Origin of the sequence: Mesosutterella faecium (assembly GCF_022809315.2) — a bacterium.
Classification (GTDB): Bacteria; Pseudomonadota; Gammaproteobacteria; order Burkholderiales; family Burkholderiaceae_F; genus Mesosutterella; species Mesosutterella faecium.
Genome location: NZ_JAKZJU020000001.1, coordinates 559,448 through 576,816 on the forward strand (window position 1 = coordinate 559,448; position 17,369 = coordinate 576,816).

A 17,369-nucleotide genomic window follows, 5' to 3' on the forward strand; every position below is an offset into this window, starting at 1 on the left:
AGGAGTTGAAAGATGGCGTTAAAAAGAAAGGCTCTAGGCCGAGGGCTCGGGGCGCTCGGACTCGGAAGCGCCAAGGAAATCTTTGACAATGATGTTCAGGAAAAAGACAAGGGCGCGGATCCTGTACCTAAGGAAGGAGGCCTGGCTGAACTGCCGATAGATTGCCTGCAGCCCGGAAAGTATCAGCCGCGGACGCATATGGATCCCGAGTCGATTGCTTCATTGTCTGCGTCCATAAAATCCCAGGGGCTGATGTCGCCGCTTCTGGTTCGTTCGGTCGGTCCTCAGCGCTGGGAAATCATTGCCGGGGAAAGACGTTACCGTGCGGCCAAAATGGCTGGTATGAAAACAATCCCAGTCATCATTCGTGATGTGCCGGACAAACAGGCTCTGTCTCTCTCGTTAATTGAGAACATACAAAGAGAGGGCCTCAACCCCATAGAAGAAGCCCAAGGGATGATCCGTCTGATGAAAGAGTTCAATATGACACAGGATCAGATGTCTGAAGCTCTTGGGAAAAGCCGTCCGGCTATCTCCAATACTCTGCGGCTTCTTAAACTGACTCCGCAGGTACAGAATCTTCTGATGGCCGATAAAATCGATATGGGGCATGCGCGCGCGTTGATTCCCCTGAAGCCAGATGACCAGATTTTTGTCGCTAATCAAATTGTGATGAAAGGGCTGTCGGTCAGAGAGACGGAAAGGACCGTATCCGCCCTTTTGTCCGAGGGGCGTAAAAAGACAGTCAAAAAAACGGCAAAAAAAACGAGGGATATCCTTCATATAGAGGAGTCACTGTCCGATACATTCGGTGCTGAAGTGAAACTCTCCGCTGAAACTAGAGAAAAGGGTAAAATAACAATTAAATACACTAGTTTAGACCAATTAAATGAACTGCTTGAGCGTCTGGGATATACCTCTTAAGAGGTGTTGCTGTTAGTCCGTGATGGCTGTTTTTTGTTTTTTGTACTACTTCATATTGGTAGTTGTTGAAACAAACGCTTACTTTTAAAATTAGCTGGATTTTCTGGATGAAGGGCTCTTTTTGCGGTGTGGAAAGCGGCGGATGGCTTAATGCGTTGCTTTCTTATGTCTCGTGCGGCGCAGTGCTGGCGGTAGTTGGTGGCGTTGCTGCCGGGTGGAACGGTTTTATTTCATCCCTGTTAGCCTCGGGATCGTATATTTTTCCTTCCGCTCTGCTTATGGCAGCAGTTGCCGCGGTAACACCAAGTCAGCCGCATATAGGGGCGGTTCTTCTCCAGATAGGGATTTTTGTAAGGACATTGACAGCAATAGGCCTCATGTGCCTCGCAGCTTGGTCTTACCAGAATCTCTGTTGGCCAGTGTTTCTAATTTCACTGTTCATAGTAGCCAGCGCTCCTATGGCAGGACAGCTTCTACTGAAGAAATAAGGAAAGGCTTTTATGTCCTCTCTTCCAACCGCCACTGAATATATTCGGCATCACCTGGCGAACCTTGCTTCAAGCAAGCAGTCGTCTATTGTCGATTTTTCAGTTATTAACTACGACACGCTTTTCTTTTCTATCCTCATCATGGCCATTGCTCTGTGGCTGCTCTACAAAGCCGCCAACAAGGCAACGGATGGTGTGCCTGGAAAATGGCAGTGCGCTGTTGAGATGATGGTGGAGTTTGTGAACACGCAGGCCCGCACCCTCATTCACGGGGACAGGACCTTCATTGCCCCGCTTGGGCTGACGGTTTTCGTCTGGGTGACCTTGATGAACTGCATCGACCTGCTTCCGGTCGATCTCCTTCCCAAGATTGCTTCTCTGCTAGGCTTTGAGCATCTCAGGCCTTTGCCGACCGCCGATTTGAACGGCACTCTCGGCATTTCCGTCGGCGTGCTGCTTCTCATGATTTATTACGGGTTTAAGGCTCACGGATTCGCCGGTTTCTTCAAGGGGCTGATCACGGCTCCGTTTGGTGCCAATCCGCTTCTTTGGCCTTTTAACCTGGTTCTCAATATCATTGAATATTTGGCCAAATGCGTTTCCCTTGGGATGCGACTGTTTGGCAATATGTATGCTGGCGAACTGCTGTTCTTCCTGCTGGCATTGTTGGGAGGCTACGCCCTCAGCTTTGGTGTTGTCGGCGGAACGCTCAGCACGCTCGGGCAGATTGTGGGAGGCCTTGGCTGGTGGCTTTTCCACGTTCTGATCGTTTTGTTACAGGCCTTCATTATGATGATGCTGACCTTGGTTTACTTGGGTCAGGCGCATGAAAGCCATTGATTTAACAATTTTTTGTTCAACTTCTTTTACCTCTAACCAAGAAGATCTTAAGGAGTCTTTTAAATGACTAACGTTGCTCTCGTTGCCCTGGCTTGCGGCATTATCATTGCCCTTGGTGCCTGCGGTGCTTCTATCGGTATTGCCATTATGGGCGCGAAGTTCCTCGAATCTTCCGCGCGTCAGCCGGAGCTGATCGATACTCTCCAGACCAAGATGTTCATTCTGGCCGGCCTGATTGATGCTGCGTACCTGATCGGCGTTGGTATCGCCATGATGTTCGCCTTTGCGAATCCCTTCGTCTAAAAAGTTAAAAACACTTTTTAGTTGGTGTTGAACGCTGTTCCTTTAAGGGAGCAGATGTTTAACCTTAATGGGACTCAATAATGAACATTAACGCCTCACTATTCGTGCAAATGGTCGTGTTCTTCCTGGGGGCCTGGGTCACCATGAAGTACATCTGGCCGCCGCTGATTCGCGCCATTGAGAATCGGCAGAAAAAGATCGCGGAAGGGCTGAGGGCTGCTGATCTTGGCCAGAGCGCTCTGGCCGAAGCAACGAAGAAGCAGCAGGCCGTTGAAGCTCAGGCTCGCGCTCAGGCTGTTGCGATTGTGGCTGATGGTGAAAAACGCGGCCAGAACATCGTTGAACAGGCTAAGACCCAGGCTCAGGTCGAGGCTGATCGCATTGTCAAAGCAGCCAATGAAGAAGCTGATCAGGAAATTGCCCGCGCCAAGGACGCCTTAAGAGATCAGGTGGCCCGGCTGGCGGTGGCTGGTGCTGAGCAGATTCTGAAGCGGGAAGTTAATGTGGAAACCCACAAAGCCCTGCTCGAAGAACTCAAAGCGAAGCTTTAAACCATGGCAGAAATTTCGACAATTGCACGGCCTTATGCCAAGGGTTTGTATCAGGCTCTTGAGGATCGCCACGCTTCCGTAGAGGAGCATAAGGCGGCCTTGGAAGCTGTGGAGAAGATCTCCAAGGTCATCGCCATGCCTGAGATTGCTCAGGTTTTCGGCGACCCGAAGCTTTCGTCTGAGCAAATCATTGATCTTATCCACAGCGTACTGCCGGAATCAGAAACCCCGAAAGAGGTCAACAACCTTCTTTCAGTGGTCTTGAAGAATGGCCGTATCGCAGCCTGGTCCAGCATTGCTGATGACTATCGTCAGCTCATTAATAATGCTGAAGGAATTGCCGAAGCTTATATCGAGTCGGCTTTTGAAATGTCCAGCAGCGAGATTGAAGATCTTCTGAAGGCTCTCGCTCGGCATTTCCCCAACAAGAAGCTCGTCCCCCACGTCACGATCAATCGTGACTTGATTGGCGGGGTGCGCATTCGCGTTGGCGATCAGGTTCTTGATGGTTCGATCAGTGCACGTCTTGAACAAATGAAGACGGCTCTCACCGCATAAATTCCGGAGCTGAATAATGCAACTCAATCCTAGTGAAATCAGTGATTTGCTGAAGAAGCGGATCGAAGACCTCGGGGTCTCGGCCGATCTTCGTACGCAGGGCACCGTGATTTCCGTTACCGACGGCATCGTCCGCATTCACGGTCTTTCCGACGTGATGCAGGGCGAAATGCTTGAATTTCCAGGCAACACCTACGGCCTGGCGCTTAATCTGGAGCGTGATTCGGTCGGCGCGGTGATTCTCGGTGAATATACCCATATTTCCGAAGGCGATACAGTTCGCACGACGGGGCGCATTCTGCAGGTTCCCGTTGGACCCGAGCTGATTGGCCGTGTTGTTAACGCACTGGGTCAGCCGATTGACGGCAAAGGCCCGATCAATGCCAAGCAGTACGACGTCGTTGAAAAAATCGCTCCGGGCGTGATCGAGCGCCAGTCTGTGTCTGAGCCTGTTCAGACCGGTCTGAAATCGATTGACTCGATGGTGCCGATCGGACGCGGACAGCGCGAGCTGATCATTGGCGACCGCCAGACGGGCAAGACTGCCGTTGCTCTGGACACCATTATTAATCAGAAGGGCAAGCACCTGACCTGCATTTATGTGGCTATTGGTCAGAAGGCTTCCACCGTTGCGAACGTCGTCCGTCAGCTCACCGAACACGGTGCAATGGACTATACGATTGTGGTGGCTGCTACGGCTTCTGAAGCTGCCGCTCTGCAGTATATCGCTCCGTACGCGGGTGCCACCATGGGTGAGTATTTCCGCGACAGAGGCCAGGATTCTCTGATTGTTTATGATGACCTGACCAAGCAGGCCTGGGCCTACCGCCAGATATCTCTGCTTCTGCGTCGTCCGCCGGGACGCGAAGCCTACCCGGGCGATGTGTTCTATCTGCATTCCCGCCTGCTTGAGCGTGCTGCTCGAGTCAATGCGGAATATGTGGAGCGCTTCACCAAGGGTGAGGTCAAGGGCAAGACCGGGTCGATGACTGCGTTGCCGATCATTGAAACCCAGGCCGGTGACGTGACCGCCTTTGTTCCGACGAACGTCATTTCCATTACTGACGGCCAGATCTTCCTTGAGACGGACCTGTTCAATGCAGGTATCCGTCCGGCTATCAACCCGGGCATTTCCGTTTCTCGCGTGGGCGGCGCTGCTCAGACGAAGATCATTAAGAAGCTGGGCGGCGGCGTGCGCTTGGCTCTGGCTCAGTATCGTGAACTGGCTGCTTTTGCTCAGTTTGCATCCGATCTGGACGAGACCACCCGCAAGGAACTGGAACGCGGCCGCGTTGTTACGGAACTGATGAAGCAGCCTCAGTATCATCCGCTTCAGGTTTGGGAAGAAGCTCTGGTGCTGTTCTCCGTCAACATCGGGTTCTATGACAACGTCAAGGTGAAGGACGCACTCCGCGTTCAGGACGCCATGCGCGACTATATGCAGGAGCACTACAAGGAGCTTGTTGACCGCATCGAGGAAAAGAAGGTTCTTGACAAAGAAGATGCCTCTGCTCTCGAAGCTGCGATTAACGAGTTCAAGAAGAACGGTGCTTTTTAAAAGCGACAAGCGATCTTAGAGGACCCAATGCCAAGCACAAAAGAAATACGCTTAAAGATCAAGAGCGTAAACAATACGCGCAAGATCACTAACGCGATGCAGATGGTGGCGGCCTCGAAAATGCGCAAGGCGCAGGATCGTATGTTTGCGGCGCGTCCGTATGGAGAGGATATTCGCAGGATTATTTCTCATCTTGCTTCCTCTCATACGGATTACCGCCATCCGTTCCTCGCTTCGCATAATGACGCCAAAAAAATTGGCCTTATCCTCATTACGACGGATAAGGGCTTGGCCGGTGCGTTGAACACAAACATTCTGCGCGACACCCTGACCCATATCAAGCAGTGGAATGCCGATGGCAATGAGATTTTCGCCACAGCGATCGGCAACAAAGGTCTGGGTTTCCTGCAGAGGTTGGGAATGCCGGTGCAAAGTCAGGTGATCGCGCTGGGTGACAAGCCCAACCTTGACCGACTGATTGGTGCCATTCGAGTCCAGCTTGAAGCCTATGCAAAGGGCGAGGTGTCTGCTGTGTACCTTGCCTATACGCGTTTTATCAATGCGATGAAGCAGGAGCCGGTTTTTGAGCAGCTTTTGCCTCTGCCGACAAGCGAGATGCTGGCAGGAGAGCCTCAAAAGCAGGGCGCTGCAGATTCTCAGGGACCGCACTACACCCGAGACTATGAATATGAACCTAGCGCTCAGGCCGTGCTGGATCTATTGCTGAACCGATACGTTGAAGCGCTTATTTATCAGGCTGTTGCTGAAAATATGGCCTCTGAGCAGAGTGCCCGCATGGTGGCCATGAAGGCCGCTACGGACAATGCGAAGAAACTGGCCGATGAGCTCCAGCTTGTCTTCAATAAGACGCGTCAGGCCGCCATCACGAAGGAAATTACCGAAATCGTGGGCGGCGCTGCTGCTGTGTCTTGACGCTAAGGATTTGAAACTGAGGATTATCCAATAATGAATATCGGACAAATCATTCAGGTTATCGGCGCTGTGGTGGACGTTCAGTTCCCGCGCGACCAGATGCCGAAAGTTTATGAAGCCCTCGTTTTGGAGCACGACGAGAGCAACAAGCTTGCTGAAGAAGGGCTGACCTTCGAGGTGGAGCAGCAGCTTGGCGACGGAGTGGCCCGCTGCATTGCCATGGGCTCTTCCGATGGCCTTCAGCGCGGCATGAAGGTGCGCGCTACGGGTCACGAAATCTCCGTGCCTGTGGGCGAGGGCACCCTCGGCCGCATTATGAACGTGCTGGGTAAGCCGATTGATGAACAGGGCGAAATCAAGGCTGATCGCCGCATGCCTATTCATCGTCTGGCCCCGAAGTTCGATGAACTGAGTCCTTCCGTTGAACTGCTGGAAACTGGTATCAAGGTGATTGACCTGATCTGCCCGTTTGCCAAGGGCGGCAAGGTCGGCCTGTTCGGCGGTGCCGGCGTGGGCAAGACCGTCAACATGATGGAGTTCATCAACAACATCGCCAAGGCCTATGGCGGTTACTCGGTTTTCGCCGGCGTGGGCGAACGTACCCGTGAAGGCAATGACTTCTATCATGAAATGGAAGGCGCGAAGGTTCTGGACAAGGTGGCCATGGTGTTCGGCCAGATGAACGAACCTCCGGGAAACCGTCTCCGCGTGGCTCTGACCGGTCTGACGATGGCAGAAGCGTTCCGCGATGAAGGCAAGGACATTCTGCTCTTCATCGATAACATTTACCGCTACACCCTGGCCGGAACGGAAGTGTCCGCTCTGCTCGGGCGCATGCCGTCTGCCGTGGGCTATCAGCCGACTCTGGCTGAGGAAATGGGCCGCCTGCAGGAGCGCATTGCTTCGACTAAAGTTGGATCGATTACCTCTGTTCAGGCTGTGTATGTGCCTGCTGACGACTTGACCGACCCGTCGCCTGCCACCACCTTCCTGCACTTGGACGCCACGATCGTTCTTTCGCGTGAAATCGCCTCTCTGGGTATTTACCCGGCAGTCGATCCGCTGGACTCTACTTCCCGCCAGGTGGACCCCAACATCATCGGCGAAGAACATTACAACACGACTCGCCGTGTTCAGGAAACTCTGCAGCGCTACAAGGAACTGCGCGACATCATCGCTATTCTCGGTATGGATGAGCTCGCTCCTGAAGACAAGCTGACGGTTTCCCGCGCTCGTAAGATCCAGAGGTTTATGTCTCAGCCTTTCCATGTGGCCGAAGTGTTCACTGGAAATCCGGGGAAGTACGTTCCTCTGAAGGAAACCATTCGCGGCTTCAAGATGATTGTTGACGGCGAATGCGATGAGCTGCCGGAGCAGGCTTTCTACATGGTCGGCACCATCGATGAGGCTTTTGAAAAAGCCAAGACCTTGAAATAATGGCAAGGCCGGGCTTGAACACCCGGCCGGACTCGACAGCGGGGCTACTTGATGAAAACGATAAGAGTAGATGTCGTCAATGCGGAGAAGCATATTTTCTCCGGTGACGCTAAATTTGTTGCGTTGCCCGGTGTTGAAGGCGAATTAGGCGTTCTGCCAGGACATGTTCCGTTTATTACCAGGATCAAGCCCGGTTTTGTCAGAGTGACAATGCCGGATGATCCTGAAGTGAAGAGGATTTTTGTCGCCGGCGGAATTCTGGAGGTTCAGCCTGACATTGTCACGGTTTTGGCCGACACTGCCGTTCGCAGTGAAGACTTGGACGAGGCTAAGGCGAAGAAAGCCCTTGAGGAAACCAAGGAGCTACGCAAGAATGCCAAGGGTGACCTTGAGATCGCGCGCCTTGAAGCAGAGATGGTGGCCTTGTCTGCCGAGCTTAAGATTATTCAGAAGCTGTCGGCAAAGCGTTGACAGAGGCAAAAGCATCAGCAAATACTGAGTTCCCGGTGCCCTGATATTTCAGGAGCTCGGGGGTAAAGGGCAAGAAGGCATCGTGAAATATTCACGATGCTTTTTTGCTACCGGGGCTCGGACCTGTGAGTCTAGGGGCGGCAGTTTTTCCCTCTTCGTAGCCCGCGAGACGGGGGCTTCGCCTCCGGCACTGCCCTGCGATGGGCTCTCTCTGTCAGTTTGAAACTTGTTTTCAACGCGCGGAAGGCTCTGTTCATCAGGCATAGTTCTTTTTCCTGCGTTTTGCCAGGACCGAAGGCCCTCCAATCTCTCATTCGCGCGGTTGCCAAAGCTGCTGCGTTCATCTTTCACTTCCTGCGCCCGGGGGCGGTCAGCCGGTTTTCCCTCCCGGGCTGGCACGCCTTTTTCTTGTTCGCCCAGGGTCTGACCGTCATCTACAGCCGGACCTAGTCTGATAAAGTTACCGTTGCTGACTTTGTTTTTTTAAGGCTATTTCCCTGGTTGCGGGGGGGTGCCGTTACTGCTCGATAATGTCTCGTGACTATGAAACCTTTAATGAATGATGTTCTTCTTAGAGCTTTGCTGAGGCAGCCTGTCCCCTATACGCCTGTGTGGCTGATGAGGCAGGCGGGAAGGTTCTTGCCTGAATATAGGGCGCTTCGTGCGAAAAGCGGCAGTTTTCTAGCTATGGCTCATTCGCCAGACTTGGCAACAGAGGTCACGCTCCAGCCGGTCGACCGCTTTAATCTGGATGCTGCGATTTTGTTTTCGGATATTCTGACTATTCCAGAAGCAATGGGGCTGGGTTTGAGGTTCGAAAACGGTGTCGGGCCTGTTTTTGAAAAGCCTCTTCAGGATGAAAAGACCGTGCGCAGGCTCCAGCCGGTGGACATGGAAAAGCTCTCCTATGTCATGGACGCCGTATCTAGCATACGCAGGGCCCTGTCATCCAGAGTGCCGCTGCTTGGATTCTCCGGGAGTCCTTTTACGCTCGCCTGCTACATGATTGAAGGCAGGGGGAGCCGGAACTGGCTGACTGTGAAACGCATGATGTATGCAAGGCCAGATTTGTTTGAGCACATCATCAACGTCAATACGGACTCAGTAGCAGCCTATCTTTCGGCTCAAATCTCTGCTGGCGCCCAAGCCGTTCAGATTTTTGACACCTGGGGAGGCTGCCTGTCTGCGGAGATGTTTAGAAGGTACTCTCTGGAAAGCATGCGCCGCGTGATAGAGAGGCTGCCCAAAGAGCACGAAGGTCGGCGGGTTCCTGTCATTGTGTTTACCAAGGGAGGTGGGCTTTGGGTTCGGGATCTTGCAGGCATTGGGGCAGACGCCGTCGGACTGGACTGGTGCGTGAATTTGTCTGAGGTGCGGACAGCTGTTTCGGATAAGGCTGCCCTTCAGGGCAATCTTGACCCCGCAGCCCTGCTGGCGGGCGAGACCGTCGTTCGGCAGGAGGTCCGGAAGGTGCTGGAATCCTATGGCCCTGTGGATGGAGGCGGACATGTGTTTAATTTGGGACACGGAGTAGACATTCAAACTCCGGTAGAGGCTGTGGCAGCGTTGGTTGATGAAGTGCATTCGTACAGCCGCCGCTTCCATTAAGAGATGTCAGGACATATGGCTGCTGACCAGTACGCCCAGGTGATCGTCGATGTTGCGGGCCTGCCGCCTCTGGATTACTTGGTGCCGCAGGAAATGCTGGTGGCCGTCGGTGATCTTGTCCTTGTGCCGGTAGGCAGACGAAAAACAGCCGGCCTGGTTGTTGGCCTGAAGCCTTGGACGGACATTGAGCGGCGGAAGCTCAGGGCAGTGGGCTGCGTCCTTAATGATTTCTCGCCCCTGCCTGCAGAGTGGCTGTCATGGACGCATTTTGCGGCCGAATATTACTGCAGGGCATGGGGAGAAGTGGCTCTTCCGGGCATTCCTGCTTTTTTCAGGAAAAAAAGGGGGATCCGGCATCAGCAGTCCATGCAGCGGCTGAGAAGCCTGCCGGCTCTGCCGGAAAAGGAGTGCCCGCCGGAGCCTTCATTAAATGCAGAGCAGCTGCGCGCCGTGCAGTCCGTCACCGGCAGCAAGGGATTTGTCCCCTGGCTGTTGTACGGCGTGACTGGTTCCGGAAAGACAGAGGTTTATCTTCAGATTATGAAGAGAATTCTCAGTCAGACCGGCGGGGCGCAGGCTCTGCTGCTTGTTCCAGAAATCAACCTGACGCCGCAGCTGGTTTCTCGAGTGAGAAGCCATTTTCCTCATGACCAGATAGTTACCTTGAATTCGGAACTGGCCCCGGGAGAGCGGGCCCGGTCGTGGCTTGCCATCCATGAAGGGCGGGCGAGGATCCTTGTCGGCACGCGCCTGGCTGTTTTTGCTAGTTTCCATGATCTCCGGCTGATCGTTGTCGACGAAGAGCATGACTTGTCCTACAAGGCTTCCGACGGCGCGAGGTTCTCAGCCAGAGACCTGGCGGTTAAAAGGGCGCAGGATCTTCAGATACCGATAGTCTTAGGCTCCGCTACGCCATCCTTGGAAAGCTGGGAGCTTGCAAAAAAGGGAAAGTACAAGCTGCTTGAGCTGAAGCAGAGGGCAGTCCCCAAAGCCTCTTTCCCGGATCTGCATCTGATTGAGCTGAACAAAAAGACCTCTGAAGGATTGACTGAGGAGGTGCAGAGCGAAATTTCTCAGGCCCTGCTCAGAAAAGAGCAGGTTTTGGTGTTTCTTAACCGCCGAGGATATTCCCCCAGTCTTTGTTGCCCTTCCTGCGGCTGGATTTCGGCCTGTCCGCACTGTTCAGCCTACATGGTGTTCCATAAGGATATCCACAGGCTGGTCTGTCACCACTGCGGCTATTCGCGCCCTGTCCCTGAACGCTGTCCCAGCTGCGGAGCGGCGGATATTATCCCGGTGGGATCCGGAACGCAGAGAATTGAGGAGGTTTTGTCAAAGCTGTGGCCGCAGGCCAGAGTGCTGCGCATTGACAGGGACAGTTTGAAAACCAAGAGGGAGACGGACAAAGCTTTTCATGAGGTTCATGCCGGCAGAGTGGACATTTTGGTTGGCACACAGATGATTTCCAAGGGACATGATTTCAAGAATGTTTCCCTTGTGGTAGTGCTGAACTCTGATGCCCAGCTTGTTTCGACGGACATTCGGGCTAAGGAAAGGCTGTTTTCAACGCTAATGCAGGTCTCGGGCCGTGCAGGCCGGGCCGGCGGCAGAAGTCTGGTGCTGGTGGAAACCCGTTTCCCCAAGGATATCGTGTTCTCGTTTCTCAAAAAATACGATTATCCTGGGTTTGCAGATGCCCTGCTTAAAGAACGCAGGGAAGCTGGGGGTCCTCCTTTTACCTATCAGGCCATGTTCACAGCGGATCATGAGGATTTGGATCAGGCAATGGCTTGCCTCCAGAAAATTACGGAAGAAGGGATGCTGATTTTGAAAAGAGATTTTCAGGACTCAGACATCGTTCTTTATGACCCGGTGCCGATGCCGCTGGTCAGGGTAGCCAACAGAAATCGTGCCCAGCTGTTGGTGGAAAGCAGTTCGCGAAGGCGGCTCCATGCGTTTCTGAAAGCTTTGCCTATTCCTGATTTCCATAATGGAAACATTGTGTTGGAAATAGACCCTGTTAGGTTTTGATCCTCGCATTAGCATTACGACAAATATTTATTTATAATTACACCCCTGCCTCCGTAGTGAAACGGATCTCACGCAGCCCTCCGAAGGCTGAATTGAAGGTTCGACTCCTTCCGGAGGCACCACATTTTCAATGATGTCAGGAGTTCCAATGCGGCTGCAGCCCCTCGCAGGCTGCGCCATGCTTTCCGCTGCGGTCCTGATATTTCGCCGGAAGCTTCCGGCTTGCATGATTCGCAGCCTGGTATTCTCAAGCCAGCTGTTTACGCCCATCCTGTCCGGACGGGTATTTTTTACTCTTCTCTCGAACGCTTACCGTCCTCACTTTCAGAAAAAAATGCCCGCTGGCCGGCGGGGAAGCCACCGCGACGGCGTGGGTGCTGTTTTGAAGCCTGAAGGATGGGTAAAGTTCGGAGTTGGCGGCATTTCGATGGGACCGGAAGGCTTATGGCGGCAAACGATCATTCGCAAGAGCAAAATCAAGAGCAGACGGACTTTGGCTTTGCTGAGGTGCGTGAGTCGGAAAAGGAAGGTCGGGTAAAGGAAGTTTTCGATTCCGTTGCTCCAAAATACGACCTGATGAACGACGTCCTGTCTTTCGGGATGCACCGGCTCTGGAAAAAATATGCCGTGATGAAAGCGGCGGCTAAGCCGGGCATGAAGGTTCTGGACATTGCTTCGGGTACGGCGGATCTGGCCCTGCAGTTTGCCGGGAAGTGCACTCCGGGAGGCGAGGTCTGGGCGACCGATATCAATCGGGAAATGCTGACAATAGGCGCCCACAGGCTCGCCGCACACGGCAGCCACTGTCAGGTGGTGCTTTGCGACAGCGAGCAGCTGCCCTTTCCGGACGATTATTTCGATGTTGTCATGGTTTCTTTTGGCCTTCGCAACATGACGCACAAAGGCCGTGCGCTCGAGGAGATGTGCCGTGTGACAAAGCCCGGCGGCCGGACGCTTGTGCTGGAATTTTCGAAGTGTTCCCGCTGGTTTGCACCTTTTTACGATTTTTACTCTTTTAAATTTATGCCTTGGTTAGGATCTAAGATAGCCGGCGACAGGGACAGTTACGAATATCTGGTGGAATCCATCCGACGGCATCCCCCTCAGGCAGAGCTCGCCAGGATGATGAGCGAAGCGGGTTTTGGGCGCGTGACCTGGAAAAATCTTACATTTGGTGTATGTGCCCTGCATACAGGGGAAAAATTCTAATAATTCATAAGGCAGTTCTGTTTTAGTTTTATTCAACCGTAAGAGGAAAAGATGATGAAAAAATGGTTTCCCCTTTTAGCGGCCGGCCTCATGGCTTTCGCTTTGGCTACGAACGCTGATGCGGCCAAGCGCTTTGGCGGCGGGATGAGCTTTGGCAGACCGGCCCCGGCTCAGATGGCCCCCGCGAACAGGGGAAGCGGCATTCAGCCGGCTCCGGCTCAAAGGCCCCAGGCTGCACCTCAGCAGCAAAAGGCGGCCCCTGCCGGCGCAGCTCCTGCAGCGGCCAAACCGGCCAGCCCTTTGCGTGGCATGCTGATGGGGGCGGCTGCGGCCCTGGGTATAGCAGCCCTTGCTCATTATTTGGGCATCGGCTCGGAACTGGGGACTATCTTGTTGATGGCCTTGTTGTTTTTTGCAGGGCTTGCATTGCTGAAGGTTTTGTTTGGGCGCAAGCAGCTGCGCCCTGCTGCGCAACGCGCCTCAGTCCAGAACACCTCCGTGCTCCGGCAGGAATCCGGCGTTCCTGAACGCGGTCCGGAGTCTGATCGTTCCGGAGCAGCTTATTTCCAGGGCAACAGGGCGCAGGCCGGATCCGTGCTTGATGAGTTTTCCAAGGCTTCTGCTCAGCCCCTTTCCTCGCTTCCTGAAGGTTTCGACAAAACCGCTTTTCTGGACGAGTGCAAGAAAAATTTCACAAGGCTTCAGCAGGCCTGGAGCACCGGCAACGTTCTTCAGCTGAGCGAGTTTTGCACGGACGAGGTCTTTACTGTTCTTACCCATCAGCTGCGCGACAGGCACGGGGAAAAGCTCGATATTTCCGTTTTGTCGCTGAATGCAGAGCTGTCGGGCCTGACAACCGAGGGCGACACTTATGTAGCAGCGGTTCATTTTACCGGCAGAGTGAATGTTTCCGGTGAAGTGGAGGAGGTCAATGAAATCTGGTCTCTGGAGCGCCCTGTGGCGGCTCAGAATCAGGGCTGGCTGCTGGCTGGCATACAGCAGGTGGCAGAGTCCTGATCTTTTCCGCTGCGTAAAATCATTCGTCTGACACGAAGGCCCGCGCCATGCAGAATGGCGCGGGCCTTTTGAGTGTCCGGGGCCATGGAAAACCCACTTCAGCGGCTGATACGAGGGTGAGCTCCTGTTGCAAATCGGCAACAGAACGCCGCAGGGAGCTGCCTTGAAAAGAGGCGCGTCAGCTGCATTGAGTCGACAGATGTCCCATTGTTTGATCTATGTGAAACAAAAGAAGATTTTCCAAGTCTGCAGAGCCGTTTCCGAGTCTCATTTTTTGGTTTGATTCTTACAATTCAGCCCGCTTTCAAAAAAATAATTTTTCCCGGCTGCTTTTGGGAGGACACGGGTCATGTCTCTCGTCGGTTTTTTGCTGCTTTACATGGCAGTTTCCATTGGGATTGGTCTTTATGCGGCAACCCGCGTAAAAACGACGGCGGATTATGCGCTGGCCGGCCGGTCGCTGCCGCTTGCAATGGTCATTACAGCTACTTTTGCGACATGGTTCGGTTCGGAAACGGTGCTGGGGCTTCCCGGTCGCTTTATTAAAGAGGGGCTGGTCGGAGTTGTGGAGGAGCCCTACGGTTCCGGTATGGCTCTGATCCTCGTTGGAGCTTTTTTTGCCGGCAAGCTCTATAAGATGAACCTTCTGACCATCGGCAGCTTCTACAGGCATCGCTATGGCCGCGGCATCGAGCTCGCCTGCTCCATATTCATCATTATTTCGTATCTTGGCTGGGTGGCTGCGCAGGTGTCTGCCCTGGGACTGGTTCTGAATCTGGTCACAGAAGGAGCGGTTTCCGTTACCCTGGGGATGATCATCGGCACGTGTGTGGTGCTTTTCTACACCATGTACGGCGGCATGTGGTCTGTGGCCATGACGGATTTTTTCCAGATGATCCTGATCATCGTCGGTCTGGCTGTGATTGCTGTTTTTGCAGGAGATCTTGCCGGCGGGGCGGGCAAAGTGTTTTCGTATGCAGAACAACGAGGGCTGTTCCACGCTCTGCCTGAACCGACGGCCAGCGGGTGGCTGTTCTGGATTTCTTCTGCGATGACCATGATGATCGGCTCTATTCCCCAGCAGGACGTCTTTCAGAGGGTGATGTCGGCGAAGAACAGCCGGGTCGCTGTGGCCGGCCCCATTATCGGCGGCGTGGTGTACATCCTGTTTGCGTCAGTCCCCATGTTTATCGTGGTGGCGGCCTCCATGATCATGCCCGATGCCGCCGGGCGGATGCTTGACAATGATCCTCAGCATCTGCTTCCCACCCTAGTGCGCGACTATATGCCCATGTGGCTGCGCGTGCTGTTTTTCGGAGCCGTGCTTTCAGCCGTCATGTCAACGGCTTCAGCAACGATCCTGGCCCCTTCGACAACTTTTGTGGAGAACGTTCTGAAAAACTTCACCCACGTCAACGAGAAGCATGAGGTCCGCACCATGAGGCTGACAGTGCTTGCCTTTACGCTCCTGGTGCTGATTTATGCGCTGTCGGTGGAAGGAACGGCGATTTACGACATGGTGGCGATGGCGTATCAGTTCCCGGTTGTCGGCGCGTTCTGGCCCTTGGTGCTGGGTCTTTACTGGAAAAAGGCGACTCGTCTGGGCTGCGCCATATCCATTATCCTGGGAGGGCTGTCGTGGGCAATCCTCACTCTCACCCCCTTGGGGGAAGTTCTGCCAAGTGTCTTGGTGGGCTTTGTAGTGGCAGGAATTGGAATGGTGGTCGGCTCCCTGCTTCCTGTTAGACAGAATCGGGCTGATGTGGCTGAATGGGAAGCTGAGAGCAAAAGGGTCGAATACCGTCCGGCAGTTTAAAGAAAGAGGTCTGAGGAAAGCCCGGGGCGGCAGGTCCTCGCCGCCCGGGTTTTCAAAGAGAAACAGCCCGGCGCCGGGCCTGCGGGCGTTTTCGCTTCCCGCGGGCCTGTCCCAGTGCGCTTTTTGCGGCTGTGCGGCTGAGCCGGCCAGGACGGCCTGCTCCTTCCTGCTCCTTCCTGCCCTGAGAGCTCAAAAGCAGGGATCCCTTCCGGGTTTCCTTTTAAAATGCTTGCATTCACTATTTCGCAGGTGCAAAGGATGAACATAGTTATTCTGGCTGCCGGGCAGGGCAAACGAATGCGCTCAGACCTTCCCAAGGTGCTGCAGCCCGTTGCGGGCCAGCCTATGGTCGAGAGGGTGGTCCGGGTGGCGGAAAAGGCTGGCGGGAATCCGGTCGTCGTAGTCATAGGCCATGGGGGAGAGCTCGTCCGGCAGCGCCTGTCAGAGCATGCCGGCCTTCGCTTCGCCGTCCAGCCCTGCCAGCAGGGGACAGGCGACGCAGTCCGATGTGCTCTTCCGTATCTTGACCCGGCCTGCGGGCAGACCCTGGTGCTGCTTGGTGACGTTCCTCTTATTCGGGAATCGACGATCGAGGGACTCTGCCGCAGGACGGGTGACGGCGTCGGCATTTTGACGGCAGTGCTGGACGACCCCGCCGGATACGGACGAATCGTTTCCCGGCAGGGGAAGGTGCAGAAAATCGTTGAACAGAAGGACGCCACCGCCGAAGAGCAGAAAATTCAGGAGGTCAATTCCGGGATCATGGTGTTTCCGACCCGGCTCCTCGGGCACTGGCTCTCCGCCCTGAACAATTCGAATGCCCAGGGAGAGTTTTATCTGACAGACGTCATCGGGATGGCTGTAAAGGAAGGGATTTCCGTGGTGTCCTACGCTGTGGATGACTCCCGGGAGGTTCTTGGCGTCAATGACAAGAGGCAGCTTGCGGAGGCAGAGCGCGCCTGGCAGGCCGCGGAGGCCCGCCGGCTGCTTGAGGCCGGCGTAACGCTGGCTGATCCCGGGCGCCTGGATGTCCGAGGCAGCCTGATCTGCGGCAGAGACGTGAGCATTGACGTGGGCTGCGTTTTCGAGGGCGAGGTGCGTCTGGGGGACCGCGTGTCTGTCGGCCCTTACTGCGTTTTGAAGGACACTGTCGTTGATTCAGATACGGCGCTGCAGGCCTTCACGCACGCGGACGGGGCCGGCATCGGCCGCGAAGCCAGAATCGGTCCCTTCACGAGGCTGCGTCCCGGGGCCCGGCTGGCGGATCAGACGCATATAGGGAATTTCTGCGAAATTAAGAAATCGACCATTGGACAGGGCAGCAAGGTCAATCATCTGTCTTATATCGGAGACACGACCATGGGCGCCCGCGTGAATATCGGCGCGGGAACCATCACCTGCAACTACGACGGGGTCAATAAATTTCGGACTGAGATTGGAGACGATGCCTTCATTGGCTCCGACACTCAGCTGATTGCGCCTGTGAAGGTTGGCTGCGGTGCCACTCTTGGCGCGGGAACGACGCTGGCGCATGACGCGCCGGCAGAAAAACTGACTCTCTCTCGCGCGCGGCAGGTCACCATCGACGGCTGGAAACGGCCGGTGAAGAAATAAAAAAAGGCGAA

The 17,369-nt window shown here is 54.5% G+C and carries 16 protein-coding genes and 1 tRNA gene; all 17 read left to right on the top strand.

Annotated features, from left to right (window positions below):
- Positions 1-12 precede the first annotated feature (12 nt).
- Positions 13-924 (top strand): ParB/RepB/Spo0J family partition protein, encoded by a 912-nt coding sequence (locus tag MUN46_RS02665; RefSeq protein ID WP_243376806.1) that lies wholly within the window; start codon positions 13-15, stop codon positions 922-924.
- Positions 925-989: 65 nt separating this feature from the next.
- Positions 990-1,412: a hypothetical protein gene (locus MUN46_RS02670; RefSeq protein ID WP_285230543.1), complete on the top strand. Its 423-nt coding sequence runs from the start codon at positions 990-992 to the stop codon at positions 1,410-1,412.
- Positions 1,413-1,424: 12 nt separating this feature from the next.
- Complete coding sequence (gene atpB, locus MUN46_RS02675; protein ID WP_243376807.1) at positions 1,425-2,252, top strand: F0F1 ATP synthase subunit A; 828 nt, start codon at positions 1,425-1,427, stop codon at positions 2,250-2,252.
- A gap of 63 nt (positions 2,253-2,315) precedes the next feature.
- The gene (atpE, locus tag MUN46_RS02680) at positions 2,316-2,555 is read left to right on the top strand and encodes a F0F1 ATP synthase subunit C (RefSeq protein ID WP_237977817.1); all 240 of its coding nucleotides are present in this window, start codon (positions 2,316-2,318) and stop codon (positions 2,553-2,555) included.
- An 80-nt stretch (positions 2,556-2,635) separates the two neighbouring features.
- On the top strand, positions 2,636-3,106 hold the full coding sequence (locus MUN46_RS02685; RefSeq protein WP_243376808.1) for a F0F1 ATP synthase subunit B: 471 nt from the start codon (positions 2,636-2,638) through the stop codon (positions 3,104-3,106).
- Between the two features lie 3 nt (positions 3,107-3,109).
- Positions 3,110-3,664: a F0F1 ATP synthase subunit delta gene (locus MUN46_RS02690; RefSeq protein ID WP_243376809.1), complete on the top strand. Its 555-nt coding sequence runs from the start codon at positions 3,110-3,112 to the stop codon at positions 3,662-3,664.
- A 16-nt stretch (positions 3,665-3,680) separates the two neighbouring features.
- On the top strand, positions 3,681-5,222 hold the full coding sequence (gene atpA / locus MUN46_RS02695) for a F0F1 ATP synthase subunit alpha (RefSeq protein WP_237977820.1): 1,542 nt from the start codon (positions 3,681-3,683) through the stop codon (positions 5,220-5,222).
- 27 nt (positions 5,223-5,249) lie between these two features.
- Positions 5,250-6,155, top strand: coding sequence for a F0F1 ATP synthase subunit gamma (gene atpG / locus MUN46_RS02700; protein WP_243376810.1), 906 nt, complete (start codon positions 5,250-5,252; stop codon positions 6,153-6,155).
- 33 nt (positions 6,156-6,188) lie between these two features.
- Positions 6,189-7,592, top strand: coding sequence for a F0F1 ATP synthase subunit beta (gene atpD / locus MUN46_RS02705; RefSeq protein WP_237977822.1), 1,404 nt, complete (start codon positions 6,189-6,191; stop codon positions 7,590-7,592).
- A 51-nt stretch (positions 7,593-7,643) separates the two neighbouring features.
- A complete protein-coding gene (locus MUN46_RS02710) occupies positions 7,644-8,063 on the top strand; it encodes a F0F1 ATP synthase subunit epsilon (RefSeq protein WP_243376811.1) in 420 nt (139 codons plus the stop codon).
- A gap of 543 nt (positions 8,064-8,606) precedes the next feature.
- Positions 8,607-9,671: a uroporphyrinogen decarboxylase gene (gene hemE, locus MUN46_RS02715; RefSeq protein ID WP_285230623.1), complete on the top strand. Its 1,065-nt coding sequence runs from the start codon at positions 8,607-8,609 to the stop codon at positions 9,669-9,671.
- 15 nt (positions 9,672-9,686) lie between these two features.
- Positions 9,687-11,702, top strand: a complete 2,016-nt coding sequence (gene priA, locus MUN46_RS02720; RefSeq protein ID WP_243376814.1) for a replication restart helicase PriA — start codon at positions 9,687-9,689, stop codon at positions 11,700-11,702.
- A gap of 47 nt (positions 11,703-11,749) precedes the next feature.
- Positions 11,750-11,824 (top strand) — tRNA-Arg (locus tag MUN46_RS02725).
- A 322-nt stretch (positions 11,825-12,146) separates the two neighbouring features.
- Positions 12,147-12,911 (top strand): bifunctional demethylmenaquinone methyltransferase/2-methoxy-6-polyprenyl-1,4-benzoquinol methylase UbiE, encoded by a 765-nt coding sequence (gene ubiE, locus MUN46_RS02730; protein WP_243376815.1) that lies wholly within the window; start codon positions 12,147-12,149, stop codon positions 12,909-12,911.
- A 51-nt stretch (positions 12,912-12,962) separates the two neighbouring features.
- Positions 12,963-13,928 carry a Tim44 domain-containing protein gene (locus MUN46_RS02735; protein ID WP_243376816.1) on the top strand — a complete coding sequence of 322 codons (966 nt, stop codon included), beginning with the start codon at positions 12,963-12,965 and terminating at the stop codon, positions 13,926-13,928.
- A 349-nt stretch (positions 13,929-14,277) separates the two neighbouring features.
- Positions 14,278-15,744: a high affinity choline transporter 1 gene (locus MUN46_RS02740; protein ID WP_243376817.1), complete on the top strand. Its 1,467-nt coding sequence runs from the start codon at positions 14,278-14,280 to the stop codon at positions 15,742-15,744.
- A 258-nt stretch (positions 15,745-16,002) separates the two neighbouring features.
- Entirely contained in the window at positions 16,003-17,358 is a 1,356-nt protein-coding gene (gene glmU / locus MUN46_RS02745) for a bifunctional UDP-N-acetylglucosamine diphosphorylase/glucosamine-1-phosphate N-acetyltransferase GlmU (RefSeq protein WP_243376818.1), read from the top strand.
- The last annotated feature ends 11 nt before the right edge of the window (positions 17,359-17,369 follow it).